The 16,851-nt window shown below is 44.0% G+C and carries 18 protein-coding genes; 9 read left to right on the top strand and 9 right to left on the bottom strand.

Annotated features, from left to right (window positions below; translation table 11 throughout):
- The 3 genes from CXF82_RS20175 to CXF82_RS20165 form a co-directional block, all read right to left on the bottom strand.
- Window positions 1-984, bottom strand: a complete 984-nt coding sequence (locus tag CXF82_RS20175; protein ID WP_102044832.1) for a MerR family transcriptional regulator — start codon at window positions 982-984, stop codon at window positions 1-3.
- 16 nt (window positions 985-1,000) lie between these two features.
- Window positions 1,001-1,957, bottom strand: a complete 957-nt coding sequence (locus CXF82_RS20170) for a YbgA family protein (protein WP_101091254.1) — start codon at window positions 1,955-1,957, stop codon at window positions 1,001-1,003.
- Between the two features lie 201 nt (window positions 1,958-2,158).
- Window positions 2,159-3,076: a polyprenyl-phosphate transporter gene (locus CXF82_RS20165; RefSeq protein ID WP_101091253.1), complete on the bottom strand. Its 918-nt coding sequence runs from the start codon at window positions 3,074-3,076 to the stop codon at window positions 2,159-2,161.
- Window positions 3,077-3,244: 168 nt separating this feature from the next.
- Between CXF82_RS20165 and CXF82_RS20160 the strand changes: the two genes are divergently transcribed.
- Together CXF82_RS20160 and CXF82_RS20155 are read left to right on the top strand one after the other, a co-directional pair.
- Window positions 3,245-3,736 (top strand): hotdog fold domain-containing protein, encoded by a 492-nt coding sequence (locus CXF82_RS20160; protein ID WP_101091252.1) that lies wholly within the window; start codon window positions 3,245-3,247, stop codon window positions 3,734-3,736.
- A 127-nt stretch (window positions 3,737-3,863) separates the two neighbouring features.
- Window positions 3,864-4,157, top strand: a complete 294-nt coding sequence (locus CXF82_RS20155) for an ArsR/SmtB family transcription factor (protein WP_101091251.1) — start codon at window positions 3,864-3,866, stop codon at window positions 4,155-4,157.
- An 18-nt stretch (window positions 4,158-4,175) separates the two neighbouring features.
- On the opposite strand, the gene CXF82_RS20150 is transcribed toward CXF82_RS20155, so the two are convergent.
- The gene (locus tag CXF82_RS20150) at window positions 4,176-4,832 is read right to left on the bottom strand and encodes a cupin domain-containing protein (protein ID WP_101091250.1); all 657 of its coding nucleotides are present in this window, start codon (window positions 4,830-4,832) and stop codon (window positions 4,176-4,178) included.
- A 33-nt stretch (window positions 4,833-4,865) separates the two neighbouring features.
- Complete coding sequence (locus CXF82_RS20145) at window positions 4,866-5,627, bottom strand: SDR family NAD(P)-dependent oxidoreductase (protein ID WP_101091249.1); 762 nt, start codon at window positions 5,625-5,627, stop codon at window positions 4,866-4,868.
- A 113-nt stretch (window positions 5,628-5,740) separates the two neighbouring features.
- On the opposite strand from CXF82_RS20145, the gene CXF82_RS20140 reads away from it, so the two are divergent.
- From CXF82_RS20140 to CXF82_RS20130, 3 genes are all read left to right on the top strand, one after another.
- Window positions 5,741-6,076, top strand: a complete 336-nt coding sequence (locus CXF82_RS20140) for a winged helix-turn-helix transcriptional regulator (protein WP_102038429.1) — start codon at window positions 5,741-5,743, stop codon at window positions 6,074-6,076.
- A gap of 11 nt (window positions 6,077-6,087) precedes the next feature.
- Window positions 6,088-6,711, top strand: a complete 624-nt coding sequence (locus CXF82_RS20135; protein ID WP_102044831.1) for a DUF1294 domain-containing protein — start codon at window positions 6,088-6,090, stop codon at window positions 6,709-6,711.
- 100 nt (window positions 6,712-6,811) lie between these two features.
- Window positions 6,812-7,282, top strand: a complete 471-nt coding sequence (locus CXF82_RS20130) for a BamJ family beta-barrel-assembly machinery protein (protein ID WP_101091246.1) — start codon at window positions 6,812-6,814, stop codon at window positions 7,280-7,282.
- An 82-nt stretch (window positions 7,283-7,364) separates the two neighbouring features.
- Here the strand turns inward: CXF82_RS20130 and CXF82_RS20125 are convergent, their stop codons facing one another.
- The gene (locus tag CXF82_RS20125) at window positions 7,365-8,582 is read right to left on the bottom strand and encodes a M24 family metallopeptidase (protein ID WP_101091245.1); all 1,218 of its coding nucleotides are present in this window, start codon (window positions 8,580-8,582) and stop codon (window positions 7,365-7,367) included.
- Window positions 8,583-9,106: 524 nt separating this feature from the next.
- Complete coding sequence (locus CXF82_RS20120) at window positions 9,107-10,300, bottom strand: MFS transporter (protein ID WP_102044830.1); 1,194 nt, start codon at window positions 10,298-10,300, stop codon at window positions 9,107-9,109.
- Between the two features lie 288 nt (window positions 10,301-10,588).
- On the opposite strand from CXF82_RS20120, the gene CXF82_RS20115 reads away from it, so the two are divergent.
- Complete coding sequence (locus CXF82_RS20115; RefSeq protein ID WP_102044829.1) at window positions 10,589-12,376, top strand: aminopeptidase P family protein; 1,788 nt, start codon at window positions 10,589-10,591, stop codon at window positions 12,374-12,376.
- Between the two features lie 299 nt (window positions 12,377-12,675).
- Window positions 12,676-13,974, top strand: coding sequence for a DEAD/DEAH box helicase (locus tag CXF82_RS20110; protein ID WP_101091242.1), 1,299 nt, complete (start codon window positions 12,676-12,678; stop codon window positions 13,972-13,974).
- Window positions 13,975-14,151: 177 nt separating this feature from the next.
- Here CXF82_RS20110 and CXF82_RS20105 read toward each other — a convergent pair whose 3' ends face one another.
- Both CXF82_RS20105 and cyaB read right to left on the bottom strand, forming a co-directional pair.
- The gene (locus CXF82_RS20105; RefSeq protein ID WP_101091241.1) at window positions 14,152-14,535 is read right to left on the bottom strand and encodes a VOC family protein; all 384 of its coding nucleotides are present in this window, start codon (window positions 14,533-14,535) and stop codon (window positions 14,152-14,154) included.
- Window positions 14,536-14,712: 177 nt separating this feature from the next.
- Window positions 14,713-15,264: a class IV adenylate cyclase gene (cyaB, locus tag CXF82_RS20100; RefSeq protein WP_102044828.1), complete on the bottom strand. Its 552-nt coding sequence runs from the start codon at window positions 15,262-15,264 to the stop codon at window positions 14,713-14,715.
- 207 nt (window positions 15,265-15,471) lie between these two features.
- Between cyaB and CXF82_RS20095 the strand changes: the two genes are divergently transcribed.
- Window positions 15,472-16,113, top strand: a complete 642-nt coding sequence (locus tag CXF82_RS20095; protein ID WP_374702322.1) for a peroxiredoxin-like family protein — start codon at window positions 15,472-15,474, stop codon at window positions 16,111-16,113.
- 90 nt (window positions 16,114-16,203) lie between these two features.
- On the top strand, window positions 16,204-16,851 hold the full coding sequence (locus tag CXF82_RS20090; RefSeq protein WP_102044827.1) for a DUF2913 family protein: 648 nt from the start codon (window positions 16,204-16,206) through the stop codon (window positions 16,849-16,851).

The following is a 16,851-nucleotide window of genomic DNA, read 5'->3' as shown; positions in this document are numbered from 1 at the left end:
TTAGTCATCCTTGTTTCCACTTAATCTTGTCTCATTGTTCGGTGTCATTATTTCGATATCGGTATCAACAATGCTATTCGCTACCCCATCCTTAGCCACAATGTCTTTAATACTGAGATGACTTAGGCCCAAGCGTTGATTCACGCTTTTGGCATAGATCCCCACCAGATTGATACTGCCAAAGTTGGATTGCATCAGCAGCTCAAACTCTCGAGTATCGACATTATTAAACTGGGGGTGAGCGATCAGCAGTATCTGTCTCGAGGGTATTCGTTGAGCAATAAACCCCAACTCACTAACCTTGGTAATATTAATCTGTTGATGTTTCACTTTATAGGCACTCAGTTCAGCAGAAAACATCAATGGACTCCAATGGGGTTCCTTGCCAATACAGACCAATAGCGTCATGGCTAAGCTATCTTCTTGTAGCAATGCCAACCGCCGCGCCGAAAAATGGGCTGCCAATTCATTACTGAGCCAAGCTTGAATACTTGCAGCATCCTTTCGCTCTCCCATCGTTGCTTCATGTCCACTTAACCAGGGCCAGTAAAGGCATGTTTTTAAAACGCTAAATGGGTAGAGCGCTGTTAATACGTTTAATTTTTTATGTAAGTCAGTGGCATTAAAATCAATACAGCACTGATTCAGAAAGATGATATTTCCCTGCCAAAAACTCATCTCAACAGCACTCAGCGAGGTATTGTTAGCCAGAGGTTTGGCCGCCGCTTTGATAACTGAAGCCTTAAGAAAGGGTTTTACTTTACTAATAGAGACCCCTTTATTGAGCCAATAAAGGATCTCTTCGATTTGCATTAAGTGTGCGTGGCTATAAAGCCGGTGCCCCTTTACTGTTCGCTTAGGGACAACTAAACCATAACGGCGTTGCCACGCTCTTAATGTCACTGGATTAACCCCAGTACGGTCAGCGGCTTCACCTATAGTGAGCCACTTATCTTCCGCAATGAAAGGCTTAACCTGAGTCATAATTGTGCCCGCTAACTTAGTACGCGTAACGCAGTTTAAGCTCTTCTGGATGCGGATTCAGATAGACTTGATTCTCAATATAAGGCGTTGGAAACTCACGGATATAATGGTTAATCAAGGTCATTGGTACCAAGATGGGTTGCAAACCTTGGTTATACTTTAAGATTGATTCAGCTAGTTCCTCTTTCTGCGCACTCGATAAGTGTTTTTTAAAGTAGCCTTGCATGTGCTGTAGCGCACTGGTGTGATTCTTTCGAGTCGCTTTAATCTTAAGGATCTGCATAAAGCCAGTGAAATACTCTTCAGCAATTTTCTCTAAATCACCGGTCATATCCGCTAGTAACGGTCCCAGCTCGCGATACAGTTTCGGACTATGCGCCATTAGCATGTATTTATAACGCACGTGGAAATTTAAGACATTACTCTTAGTAAAACCAGACGCCTGCAGGCAATGCCAATCATGATATGCGTAAACGCGAGTGAAAAAATTCTCACGAATAACCAGATCATGTAGCCTGCCCTCCTCCTCAACAGGTAATAGAGGGTAACGTTCCATCAACTTACGCGCATAAACGCCAATGCCTGATTTCCAGCCATTATTAGTCCCGAGCTTGTATTCCGTCACACGTTCCATACCGCACGTTGGCGATTTAGCACACAGAATGTACCCCCCCAAAAAGCCAAGTTGTTCCACTTTTTTTGTGCTGAATTCATTTAGTTTATCGGTAACATCAATTGAGCCATCGGCACTTTTAACATAAATAACGTCACCGTCTTTTTCAAGTCGAACCGACTTTCTTGGCGCGCCCATACCTATCGCCATTTCAGGGCATACAGGGACATAATCAAAATGAGGGGCTATCTCTTTGCGGCAATAGCCTGATGCTTTATGTCCGCCGTCGAAACGGACTTTCTCTCCAAGTAAGCAGGCGCTAATCCCGATTTGAATTTTGTCTGAATTAAAATGGCTCATGATATTACTCCCTTAATTTTGAAGTCATTACGCAGCATACTTGTACAAGGATCACTTTTTTGTACAAGTGTGAAATTCAGTATGGCACTCCTTTGAATTTTGGCAATAAAAACGCCAGCTAATTGCTGGCGTTTTTATTGATTAATAAGCAGATTTGAGTTTGTTAGCCTTATTCTTAGCGCTCTTTATTTACAATCCTTCTTAACGTTCTTTATTAGCAAAGCGTTCTAAACCCCATACCACTAAGATACCGGCTAACATGGCGATAACGGCATAGGTAAGCAATGACGCTTGTCCCGTTAGGTGTTCATACTGCAATGGCGATAGGATACGTTCATCCAGCGGCACCATCTCTCCTTTAGAGTTTTCTCGAAAACTGAGCACCTCTTTCCAAGGCCAGATCTTACCTAACGTCCCCAGCATTAACCCGGTTAAAAACACTAACGTTGCGTCATGGTATTTACGTAGCAATAGCGATAACACCCGGCTAAAGCTTAATAACCCAATAACGGCGCCTACAGCAAAGGTGACTATAATGCCTATATCAAAACTCTTCACCGCGCCCATAACCGAGGTATACAACCCCAATAGCAATAAGATAAAGCTCCCTGAGATCCCCGGTAAAATCATCGCTGTAATCGCGATACAGCCACCAAAAAATACATTTAAGTAGGTCATTTCAAGGGCAATAGGCTTTAGCATGGTTATCCCCCATGCGATAACAAAACCTAGGCCAAATAACACCACTCTTGCCGCTGTAACACCTTTGACCTGCTTGAGCATATGTACGACTGAGATAAGGATAAGCCCAAAGAAGAAAGACCAAACAGGAATGGGGTGGTTATGCAGCAGATAAGTAATTAGCCGCGCCAAGGTAAAAATACTGGTTAGGATCCCACCGAAAACACAGACCAAAAAAGGCCCATTGATATGTGAAAAAGCCGCTTTAACACCCTGTTTTCTAATAATTGAAATCAAAGAGGGGCTGATCCTGCCAATACTCTCTAGCAAGGTATCTAAAATACCTGTAATAAAGGCGATAGTACCGCCCGAAACACCCGGTACAACATCTGCTGCGCCCATTGCCATCCCTTTAAGGTAGGTCTTTAAATAATTCACTTTATTCCCTAATTCAATCAAAACTAATTACCCGCAAAATTATACGTCTCAATCCCATACAAAGGGAAATGAAGTTTGCCATTTCCCTTTGTATATAATCTGACGCTAGTAATTGATGTTAATTCAATGTTAATCTCATCCGACCAGTAAAGGTTCACAAGGAAGAAGATGAGCAACTCAGTCCACAACAACAAGCCGACAAAAGTGATGTCACTCTACAGGCGTGTGACCCGATTGCCCTTTGGCAATAAGATATTTTCACTCATGGTCTGCCGAATGGCGCCTTACTTCGGTACAGTTAACCCTTTTATTAGTGAATTAAAAGTGAATAAATGCGTTTGTCTCATTAAAAAACGCAAATCAGTTCAAAATCATATTAAAACGGTACATGTTATAGCGATCTGTAACGGCCTTGAGATGGCGATGGGCACGATGGCCGAAGCCTCTATTCCAAACCATTTACGCTGGATCCCAAAGGGGATGAGTGTTGATTACACCGCTAAAGCGGGTAGCGACATCACCTGTGTGGCAGAAGTTACGCCTGAGCAATGGGCTGTGGGTGATATGTTAGTCGCTGTCACGGCTTACGACACAGAAGGTGTAGTTGTGGTGCGGGGATCGATTAAATTATGGATCTCAGAGAAACCACCGAGAAAATAACGCGCCTTAATCGCCGGCGAATGAAATAACCCTTCATTGGCCGAGTATATCCTGCTATTATTTCGGTAATTACCGAAACATAGACACTTCAATCAAGTGTCTAGCGTAAACCAACTGAATTGAGCTTATGAACATTGACGTCGCGGCCAAAGCACTAAAAGAACTTGGACACCCAACGAGATTGACGTTGTTTCGCTGTCTTGTAAAAGCGGGATATGCAGGCTTACCAGTCGGGCAACTGCAAGAAACATTACAGATCCCTAATTCAACCTTGTCACATCACCTCTCAAGCTTAATGTCTGCGGGACTCGTGAAACAGCAAAGAGAAGGACGAGTGTTGCATTGTATCCCTCAATTTGATTGCTTAGACGGGCTAATTTCATTTCTGCAAGAAGAGTGTTGTACCGACGAGAAATGTTAAGCACTGAACAGTTAACACTTACTCTGCAAGGTAGAGATGCCCCGTTTTGACAAAAATAATGGTGTCCTGTTCAACAAAAGGAAAATGCTCACTCATATGTGGGCTCCGCAACCAAGTGTATTGCGGGTAAGTGCCATGCTCATCGTTAAACTCACCGCTAATAACAAAGATCTCCTCGCCGCCAAAATGACGATGTACTTGAAAACGCTCTCCGGCAGGCCATTTTACCAATGCCACATGTTCATGCTCAAACTCATGCAGAGGCATCACCTGTAAACCGCCCATTCCTTGACGCCAATCATGAGTCTGAGTGCTCACCCTGACGGTCTTTAAATCACGTTTATCAAACTGATTTAACTTAACCAGCAGTACACAGCCATCTTCACTATACGGTGCATGAGCGCTCCCCGGTGGGTTACGAATATAGGTGCCCGCTGGATAATCACCCTCCTCATCAGAGAAAACTCCCTCCAGCACTAAAATCTCTTCACCATAGGGGTGGGAGTGACGCTTAAAGCGAGCACCAGCTTGATATTTAACGATGCTGGTCGTATGGCCACTTTCTGCTGCAGCGCGTTCAAGCGGCTTACGAAATACCGTAGGAGAAGGACTGTCTAACCAGGGTGATTCTTGGGTTTTAATAACCACTTTTTGACTTAAGTCCATATTTAACATCAATAGCTCCTAAACGTTTTATTCAAATAACGATTAATTACGGCCTGCCATAACGCCGCCATCGACATCCCAAATAGCCCCAGTCACCCACGCAGCTTGATCTGATAATAGATGCACAATCGTTTGCGCCACATCAATTGCAGTACCGACTCTACCAATAGGGTGAAAAGCATCGAATCCCGAGATAGCCTCGTCCAACTCTTCAGGCTTAATAAACGCCGCATAGATAGGTGTTTTAACCACGGCTGGCGCAACAGCATTCACACGGATATTGCTATCAGCCAGCTCCATCGCCATATGTTGTGTCAGTGCATGTAATCCAGCTTTGGCCATTGAATATGCTGATGATGGCGTGGCTTTAACCGCTTGCTTAGCCCACATAGACCCTATATTGACGATACTGCCGCCACCGTGCAACTGCATATTACCCGCAACCACTTGCGACACTTGGAACAGAGCTTTATTGAGTTGCATGTAAATATCGTAGTCAGCAGAGGAATGCGCTAAGAAGGGTTTTGGGTTGAAGTAACCTGCCGCATTCACTAAGTAATCTATTTTACGCTCAAGTGTGCTTAACGCTGTGGCTAATCGCTCTACATCGGTCGCCTGCTGCAGGTCAGCTTGTATTGTGCTTACGGTGCCCAAAGCTGATAGCTGCGCGGCGGCAATATTGAGTTTATCTACATTGTTGCCGATGATAATCACATCTGCCCCCTGCTTTAGCAGCAGCCTAGCCGTTGCCAGACCGATGCCGCTTGATCCACCGACTACGATGGCTAGTTTTTTATCATTCATCTTGTTACTCATAAGGCTCACTCATCTGATTTAGTGTGGTAACCTTAAACAATGAATATATGTCTGAATAGTAAGCACAAATTAGTACCATAGGTACTTTTTGGTACATATTTATGAATCTAAAAGAAAAATTAATTTCAAGAAAATCTGGACCAGCTAAAACAGCAAGAATGGTAGAGACGATTGTCGGCTGTAAATGGTCACTAACGGTCTATCAGCTGCTGGAAGATGACATCAATCGTCCTGGCGAGATGGTAAAATCGGTAGAGGGTTTAACCACAAAAGTCTTGAACCAGTGCTTAAAACGCAATATCGAATTTGGTATTTTGCAGAAAGTCAGCTACCCAGAGATCCCACCACGAGTCGAATATAACGTGACCGACTTTGGGCAAAAGTTTGTGCGCATTTTAAAAGACTTAGAGTCACTGCAACTTGAAATAGATAACTAGAAGAGGACACCATGCAACAAGGCGTACTGACCCGATGGGATGATGCAAAAGGCTTTGGTTTTATAACCCAAGCCAACAGCAGTAATGACATTTTTGTACATGTATCCAGTTTCAAATCAAAAGTTCAACGCCCTAAAAACGGCGATATCATTAGTTTCAAGAATACTAAAAATAGTAAGGGCAAGTCGCAAGTCAGTATGGCTAAAATCATAGGGCAAGCCGCGGGCACGACAAAAATGGCTAAGCGTTCCGCTAAATTAAGCATGGTCAGTCTATTTGCTATCACTGCCATCATCAGCGCAATCGTACTTTATCAATTTGGTTTACTGCCGCTAACCGCGCTTATCTACATGCTCGTAATGTCTAGTATGACATTTATTGCCTATGCACTGGATAAACGCGCCGCACGCCAACAGCGCTGGCGTGTTAAGGAAACGACATTACATCTTTTTTCCCTGCTTGGTGGCTGGCCAGGCGCCCTGATTGCGCAGCAACTTCTTAGGCATAAGTCGGCTAAAACCCCGTTTAAAGTGCTGTTATGGCTAACCATACTGCTTAACATTGGCGTTAGCTACATCGTTCTCTTTACGCCACAGGGCGCTGAGCATTTTCAACAGATCCAGCGCATGCTCTAAACGACTGTAGATTTACCTGTGGGTATCGAGTCTATATGATTGCAATCAAGCTGAATTTAACTCAAACAAACTCAACCAAACTCAACCAAAGTGAATTAATATGAAAATGATATTAGCGGTAGTCGTCATTGCCGGCGTGATTTTTTACTTCTTTACCTCAATGAATAACCAAAAAGTGTCAAAAGAAAATATTGAACTAGGCAATGCCTTTCTTGCTGAAAACAAGTTAAAAGAGGGCGTATCAACAACCGCCTCAGGCCTGCAATATCAAGTATTGGCCGCCGGTGATGGCACTGTTCATCCAAAGGCGAGTGATACCGTCACGGTTCACTACCACGGCACACTTATCGATGGCACTGTATTTGATAGTTCAGTTGAGCGTGGCGAACCTATCGACTTTCCACTTAACCGCGTGATTAAGGGTTGGACTGAAGGGGTACAGCTTATGGTTGTTGGTGAGAAAACTCGCTTCTTTATTCCCAGTGAATTGGCCTACGGTAATCGCAGTGCCGGCAAAATTAGCGGCGGTTCAACACTTATCTTTGATGTAGAGCTTATCAGCATCGACTAGATCGCATCATTAGCGGTATAAAGACAATAAAAAGCCCGAATGTGCAAACATTCGAGCTTTTTTTAGCCTCTAAAAAGCGGCCTTACGCTTCGTAACCGAACGGATCATCGATTGAGTGAGCAGGTTTGGTAAACCAAACAGCGCCTTGCTCTGTCATGTAAAAATGGTCTTCATGACGTACACCAAACTCACCCGGTACGCATAACATAGGTTCATTACTAAAACACATACCGACAGCTAATGGAGTGTGATCGTTAAGGACTAAATACGGCCATTCATGAATATCTAAACCAATGCCATGACCAGTACGGTGTGGCAAGCCGGGTACGTTATAACCAGGGCCAAAACCTGCTGCTTCTAAAGTATCGCGCGCTGCACGATCAACACTTGCACATGACACGCCAATGTTAGCGGCATCAAACGCGGCTATTTGCGCATCTTGCTCGTACTGCCATAGCTCACGTTGGCGTGCACTTGGCTCACCATAAACATAGGTACGGGTGATGTCAGAATTATAACCAAATAGCTGACAACCCGTATCAATCAATACTGTATCGTTGAGGTCTAGCGCTTTAGGGGATTTAACCCCATGCGGATAAGCACTGTCTTCACCGAATAATACGATGCAAAAATACGAGCCAGCTGGAATACCGGCTTTAATGTGTGCAGCATTAATAAAAGCTTCAACTTCGGTAGTGGTAATGCCCTCTCGAAGTATGCGTGCGACCGATTTGTGTACTTCTAGTGTTAAGTCTTTAGCACGCTGTAATAAGCTCAGTTCAGGCGCTGATTTAATCATACGGCAACCTGCGGTTACCGCCTTGGCACTGACATAATTGTATTGTGGGTGTGCTTGACGGACTCCGTCAGAGATAAAGAAAGCGGTCGATTCGTCGATGCCCACATCGCCTGCTTCAATGCCCATACCTGCTAATGTATTGCCAAACAATTCAAAAGGGCTTTCATCTTCTAGCCAAGTATTAACCTTGCCTTTAATCGTCATATAACCCAGTAGCGTATCAACCTCAAAAGCAGGCGCAATATACTCAAGTTCACCTTTAGCAGGAATAATGGCACCCACCATACGTTCACTCGCATACCAACGTGTGCCCGTATAGTAGTAAAGGTTTGTACCCGCATTAATATATATTGCTGCAATACCTTCGGCTGCCATAATCGCCTGCGCATTAGCAATGCGTGCCGAATATTCTGCATGAGTAATTGGCGCTGCGCCTTGGGTCATATCAGTCAGCTTGGCTAACTCTTGTTCTGCGGTAGAACCGCCTACACCTATTGTCATTTCATTACCCTTACTTTAAAAATTAAACTCTTATACCTGATTAAAGCCAGCAATAAGCCTAATCAAATATCTGATGAATTACGCATTCAGCTCATTGGCTCGACCGTTACAGCTTTTTATACGGCCTATTTATACGCCATAAGACTACGTCGATATATCTGTCACACTTTCTAGCATAAAATATACAAAACGTCAGTACTAATTAACTGTAATTGATAAATACTTACTAAGTAGCTGTCTTGAAAAACAATAAAAGATAAATATGGGACCATGCTAAAAAGCTAACATTGAAATAATTAGAAGTGATGAGCTGTATTGCAGTAGATGAACCTTTCAAGTGAGTCGTTAATTTCATCAATAAAAAAAGAGCGACAATAGCTCCTCTAACAAGGCTAATGTTTGTATCAACTCCCCCGATAACGTTCGTTAAACGTAAAAATCAAATAAAATCAAATAGAAAGAATCACTTCAGTTGTGTCTCGTTAGCCAACAGAGTGCATTTTACAGCTAAGAACTAACTCAATTTATAAGCGTTCTTTCTGCAACATTCGGCTTTTAGAGAGCTTCCACCAAGCAATTAATAGCAATTGAGCGGCGATAACAGGCAAACAAATTATCAATAGAATTTCCCAGCCAAGTGCATGAATAACCCATCCAGCGCTGAGCGATGCCATTGCCTGAGCACCAAAAATAAAGGTATCGTTAAACGCTTGCACTTTATAACGCTCATCAGTGTTGTAGCAACGAGGCAACAAGGCGGTGCCCGCCACAAATAGAAAGTTCCAACCAATGCCGAGCAATACTAAAGCGGCCCAATAATTCAATAGCTCCCGCCCAAGCAGTGCCGTAATGATCGTGACCACATAAGCCAACAACCCTAACAGCATCATTTTTGATACCCCGATTCGCGCGACTAACACCCCGCTGATAAGCGAGGGGAGATACATCGCGATGATGTGACTTTGAATAACCCACTTGGTATCGGCCAACGAATGATGCTCGATATGATGCATATGCAGTGGCGTTGCCGTCATCACAAAGCTCATCATGGCGTAACCCAGCGTGGCGCCAGCTATCGCTACCCACAGTTTAGGTTGAGTCAAGATAACGGCAAGCGGGCGTCCGGTGGCTTTAGTCGCCTTACGGCTTGAACTGCGTTCGATTTTAGGCTCTCGATAGAAACATAAAATAGTGGCGGCTATCAGGCTAACGATAGTTAAAAATGAAAAAGCCCCCACATAGGCCTGATCTGATATCACGCCACCAAGCACAGCCAACTCAGGCCCTATTATCGCCGCAACAAGACCACCGAGTAATACCCGCGAAGCCGCCTTAGCCGCTAATTGTTCAGACACCGACTCCATTGCCGCAAAGCGATACTGCTGCACCACGGCACCCGCCGATCCCAATAACATACCGCTTAAACAAAATAGGACAAAATCTTGCTTAGATGTTGCATAAGCCGCCAACATTCCTGACGTAGCTGCCATCAATGCTCCAGAGATAAAGATAGGCTTTCGACCAAAACGTTGCATCAACTTAGAGACAGGTAATACCGATAGCGCTACCCCCACCACCATCGACGCAATCGGCAATGTCGCCAGTTCAGGTGATGGTGCAATATCAGCACCAATTATCCCGCCTAACAACATCATCATTGGTGTTGCACTCATCGCAAACGCTTGCGCCAGTGTCAGTACCCATACATTAAATGGCATAACTCGTTCTTATCCTTTCGCTACATCCATACACTGTAACGGACATAGCCGTTAGCGTAAGTGATAATTATCGCTTTTGTTAATAACATAGTCGCACGAATGACCTTGCAACTCACCTCTGTAAACCTTTGATAGACCGGAACGTTCCTATGGAAGGTTACAAGATCGCTAAATGCTGCTGCCCTTGCCGACTCAAGTTGTGATAACCTCCGCGCTAAATAAGTACACATTTAACAGCCTTCAGCCAACCTTACCCTTGCCGCTCAAGTGCTTAATTATGGAGTCATCATGTCTATTACTATTGCCGCCCGCTTAAGTGCTATTCGCCGCGAAATGGCTAAATCTAATCTCGACGCCTTTATTATTCCTCGCGCAGATGAATACTTGGGAGAATATGTTCCCGCTCACAATGAACGGATGTTGTGGACCAGCGGATTCACCGGTTCAGCAGGCATGATCATTGTATTAAAAGACACAGCTGCAATATTTGTTGATGGTCGTTACACCGTGCAGGTTCGCCAACAAGTCGATGCCGAATTATTTGAATACCTCAGTTTGCACGAGACTCCGCAAGCGCAGTGGCTCACAGAGAAGCTTGATGCCAAAGCCAGTGTCGGTTTTGATGCCAGATTGCACACGCTTTCATGGTTCAACAGTACGCAAGCTACCTTGAATAAAGCACAAATCGAATTAGTCGCTGTAAAGGACAATCCAATTGACCTCAACTGGAGCGACAGACCACAGGCTTCAAACGAACCGATCATGGCGTTTAGCGAGCAAAGTGCAGGCCGAAGTAGTTTAGAAAAACGCACCACGATTGGCGCTGCAGTTAAAGTTGAAGGCGCTGACGTTGCCATTATTGCCGCCTTAGATTCATTCTGCTGGTTGCTCAACATTCGTGGTAAAGATGTACCACGCTTACCTGTCGTCCTGGGTACAGCCTTACTGCATGCTAACGGCGATATGGTGTTATTTACCGATGTAACCAAACTACCAAACGGTATCGAGCACCATGTGGGCAGCGGGGTTAGCTTTAAGACAGAAACCGACCTTGAAGCTGAACTGGCTAAACTGTCAGGCAAAAAAGTGCTCGCCAGCCCAGACACCACTAACGCCTGGTTACAGATAACCGCCAAGAACGCAGGCGCTGAGCTTGTTGCCGGTGCAGATCCCGTTGCATTGCCTAAAGCAAAAAAGAATGAGGCTGAATTGAGCGGGATCAAAGCCTGCCACATTCGTGATGGTGTTGCCGTTAGCCGTTTTCTTGCTTGGCTAGATAGCGAAGTCCTCGCTGAGCGTTTATATGATGAAGGTCAGTTAGCCGATAAACTGGAAAGCTTCCGTCTTGAAGACCCGCTTTATCAAGAGCCGAGTTTTGATACTATTTCAGCCACTGGCGCTAACGCCGCAATGTGCCATTACAACCATAACGATGGCACACCTGCACAGATGGAAATTAACAGTATCTATCTGGTCGATTCTGGAGCTCAGTACCTAGACGGCACCACAGATGTTACTCGTACGATTGCCATTGGTGATGTTACCGCTGAGCAGAGAAAAATGGTCACGCTGGTACTTAAAGGGCACATTGCCATCGACCAGTCGAAGTTCCCACAAGGCACCTCCGGACAGCAGCTAGATTCTTTTGCACGTCAATATCTATGGCAGTACGGATTCGACTTTGATCATGGCACTGGTCATGGCGTTGGTCATTACTTAAGTGTCCACGAAGGGCCGCAAGGTATCGGTAAAAATAGAACTCCTGTGCCTTTAGTCGCCGGTATGGTGCTATCTAACGAGCCAGGTTACTACCGTGCTAACGAATTTGGTATTCGTCTCGAAAACCTCGTCACGGTAAGACCATCAGTGGCATTAGCCAACGCTGAACGCGACATGCTTGAGTTTGAAGTACTCACCTTTATCCCCATGGATGCACGCCTCATTGATAAAGACTTACTCACAAGCACTGAGCTCAACTGGTTTAATCAATACCACCAACAGGTGCGTGAAAAGCTCAGCCCGCATATGCACGGTGATGATCTAACTTGGCTAAATAAAGTCACTGCGGCAATCTAAAGTCGCCGTTTATCAATAAAGCAGCGTTTCGACGCTGCTTTTTTGTAAATGCTGTATATTCATCAGGAATTCAAACGATTAACCCTTATCTCCTCAATGCGCTTCGAATTGAGAAACCCAGCCGCGACAAAATGGGCTGTATCGTTCATGCCATCAGCATAATTTGCCAAATGAAGTAATAAAAAAACTGCAGGTTCTAAGCGAAAGTTTGCTATACTCCGCCACCGCCATTTTAATGGTAGACAAGGCGTTAGCGCTGTACGCTAGCGGTTGAATAGTAGATTATAGGACCCCTCATAATGAGATTTGAATCTTTTAGTTTTGCTCCCGAGATTTTACGTGCTATCTCTGAATGTGGTTATGAAAAAATGACTCCTATTCAGCAGCAAGCAATCCCAGCAGTGCGTCGTGGCCTAGATGTATTAGCCAGTGCACAAACCGGTACCGGTAAAACGGCGGCCTTTGCATTACCCATCTTGCAAAAAATGGTTGATAACCCAAGCGACACTCAACGCTCAAATACCCGTGCGCTGATCTTAACCCCAACGCGTGAACTTGCGTCGCAAATTGCCGACAATGTGAATGATTACGCTAAATACTTAGACATTAATGTCGCCACCATATTCGGCGGCGTTAAGATGGAAACCCAAGCGATTAAACTTAAGCGCGGCGTAGACATTATTATCGCTACTCCAGGCCGCTTACTTGAGCATCTCACCGCCTGTAACTTAAGCTTGTCTAATGTCGACTTCTTGGTACTCGATGAAGCTGACCGAATGTTAGATATGGGCTTTAGCGCTGAAATCCAAAAACTGCTACAAGCAGTGAATAGCAAACGTCAAAATATGATGTTTTCAGCGACCTTTTCTGCTCCGGTTAAACGACTCGCTAGCGAGATGATGGTAAAACCAACTATCATTACAGCTGATAAGCAAAACACTACCGCCGATACCGTAAGCCAAGTGGTTTATCCTGTAGAGCAACGCCGTAAGCGTGAGCTACTGTCAGAACTCATTGGTAAGAAAAACTGGAAGCAAGTCTTGGTCTTTACCGCGACTCGTGATGCTGCTGATAAGCTAGAAAAAGAACTTAACCTTGATGGTATTCCTACTGCCGTTGTCCACGGAGAGAAAACCCAAGGTACCCGTCGTCGCTCTTTACGCGAATTTAAAGAGGGCAAAATGCGCGTATTGGTTGCAACTGAAGTTGCCGCTCGTGGACTCGACATTCAAGGTCTTGAATACGTCGTAAACTATGACTTACCCTTCTTGGCTGAAGATTACGTTCACCGTATTGGTCGAACAGGTCGTGCCGGTAAATCAGGTGTGGCGATCTCATTTGTGAGCCGTGAAGAGGAACGTACTCTGCACGACATTGAGAAATTAATTGGTCAGAAGCTACGTCGTGTGACGATCCCAGGATACGAAGTGGGTAGCCGCGACGTGTTGATCAAGCATCTGCAAACTCGCCGTAGTTTCGCGAAAAAACAGCAGCGCAGTGATAACGCAGGCGCTCAGGTGATAGGCGAGAAGAACATGCAAGGTCGCCGAGTTAAGGTCAAAAATGCCTCACCTGCTAAAATTAAAAAGATAAAATAATCTCAGTACGAGCTGTACTAATTTAACATTATTTTATAAACAGAAAGGCACCTATGGGTGCCTTTTTTGATTGTATCATCGTATTGTTGGAATTCAGCTGCGATAGATAATTGTCAGCAGATAATGATGCTTAATCGCTTTGGCTGTCAGCTTAAACAGATTTGTTATAGCGCAGGCTCAACTTGGCAGAAAATGCGTCGTACATATTTTATTTCCGTCTAGGTCTCGCAAGTAAGCAAGATACAATTTACGTTCTCCAGCTCCACGAACGCCAGGAGGCTCTTCTATTGCAATGCCGCCATTTGCCATCCCCACACGATGCCATTCATCAACAACTTCAGGACTGTCCGCGAGAAAACCAATCGTCATACCATTTCCATGACTCGCTTCTTCACCGTCTATTGGTTTCGTCAAACCCAACACACCTGATGGGCTAAAGTACATACAACGCCCTTTCTCATCGATGACACCCTCGCTGTAACCAAGCACCTTCATGATCTCATCATAAAATACTTTTGAACGAGCTACGTCATTTGTACCAATCATTAGATGGCTAAACATACACTTCCTTTTAGGTTACTTTGAAATTTTCAATCTAATTTAGAGGGATCACATATCGATGTCTATGAGTAACGTTGATTTGCTGCTGTACGCGGCAATAACCTGTGCTGAACGCTTTAATGACCAAGCCAATGATACTCTATGCCGAGTGTAGTCTGCATCGTGTTGATTGCTTTGTTATACCATAAGACTTTCTGAGTAAATTTTTCGATATGAACGATGCTCTAAATCCGTCGAACTCAGACCAAACTTGCTTGCTAAAGTAATCAATTCAGACCTATAACTTTCGAGTAAGCTCTCCTCGTCAGTCATAATAGCAAACTCGGCAAAGTCACCTAACCCATCAAGATTATCGACAGTCATATGAAACTTACCAACAAAATAAATACTGCGTGTTTTCTTCATCGCCAAAACAACATGATAGCCCATTGTTTTAAGCATACTTTTTGCTTTATTAGCATCGGTAATATTTGTCGCTTCACAACGGTCGGCTTCAGGTCCTTTAACTATCCAAAGCTTAATTCCTGATGGCTCCATTTCACGAATACAAAGGCTTTTATTTTCCGCTAGAAGCTGCTGTTCAGAAGTATCAAAATAACAATCAGATTCTAGATTATCTTGAAGCATGATTTCATGCTCCATTGAATTCAATGTCACTAAAAATTGAGATTTAGATGCTATGCGATATTTTAACTCGACTTCAAACTTGCCTTCGAAATGTTCTGTCATGGTAATTACTACTTATAAAAATGGATAGATTAACGTATTAATCATCTGATTCTATTTAATTATTTTAGATTTTGATATGACTGTTCTTAAAAAGTAAGGTGCAGCTTGATGTATTTGTGGTTCCTATCGCCTTTCCACAACAATGAAAGTTATTGGCGCTTTTCAAGGTCTAGTGTTATTAAGTTAGTACCCCCTAAACTCAAAGGTATAATAATAATGTTAAAAAAGACCTTCACTGCCCTGTCAATATTGTTGTTTAGTTTACCCCTATTAGCTAAACCTATCGCGACCGACGAATTAAGCGTAATGCCTTTAATGAATGGCCAAACCATTCCGTCTGCATCGCTCAAAGACCTCAATGGGGCTAGCGTCGATATCGCTAAGATCACTGCGGGTAAACCAACAATTATCTTTTTCTACCGTGGTGGCTGGTGCCCTTTTTGCAATTCACAAATGGGTCAACTACAGGCGATAGAGCCACAACTACTCGAAATGGGTTACCAATTAATTGGCATCTCTCCTGATACACCTGAAAAACTCAAAGCATCAATGACCAAGCAAGACCTTACTTACACACTGTTGTCTGATGCCAGTTTAGAGACCACTAAAGCCTTTGGTTTAGCCTACTTTACCAGCGCTAAAACTACTGAACGCTATATGAGTAAAATGAAACTTGAAAATGATCTATGGCAAACTCCACAGGGCGAAAAACGGCTAGTACTGCCGGTCCCTGCCGTTTATATCAGCGATGCTAAAGGATTGGTGCATTTCCAATACGTAAACCCTAACTTTAAAGTTCGTCCTGCGCCTGAACTGATTGTTACAGCAGCAAAACTGGCACTTAAGTAAATCAAAGTACGGCTATATTAAGGCATAGTCGTTTATATTAGGTATAATGCCTCCGCCGTCCTCTATACTCACTTTCACGGCGGAGATCTCATGTCCGATATCAATTATAACCAAGCCATTCTTATTTTTGCTAACGCAGGCCTAGCCGCGCTGGCTGAATCAGCAGACACTAGCAGTAGCCTAAAGACCCCAGCAGGTGAAAGCCATTTCTTATGCAGTTGGATGGTTACCGCGCTTAAAAAACGTAGCTATTCAAAACTGCTCGCTGATGATCTTACTTTTTGGATCCGACAAGCCCGTAGCATGGGCGCGAACGCAGAGCTAAAGTTACTGCTGCAAAAAATTAGCCAGCAGTACACTTATATTGCCGATAAACAGCAGGGTCTAGGCTTATCTTTAAAGGCGATGCTGGCAGAGTTAGAAAGCAGTGATTGGCTGATTATTACCGACCAAGAAGTGACTAAAAAGCTCAAACTTAATAGTGACGGCAACTGCAGCCTTATCATCTCAGATGAACAATTTACCCAACGAATTGATGGCGACGAGCTGATAAAACCTATAACATTTTATGTGCGCGCACCTGAGCAAGCTTTTGCTGAAATTGCCTATAAACATAATCTACTGTTAAGCGCTGGAAACAAAAAGACCTCACTGATTAAGCACCATAAGACTTATCGGATTTGGCCTAAAAACGTGCAACCTGCGCTCACCATATTGCAACCATTAAGTGATTCCTAG

The organism is Shewanella sp. GutDb-MelDb, from assembly GCF_002836075.1.
Classification (GTDB): domain Bacteria; phylum Pseudomonadota; class Gammaproteobacteria; order Enterobacterales; family Shewanellaceae; genus Shewanella.
This window is presented reverse-complemented; position numbering and strand designations above follow the sequence as displayed.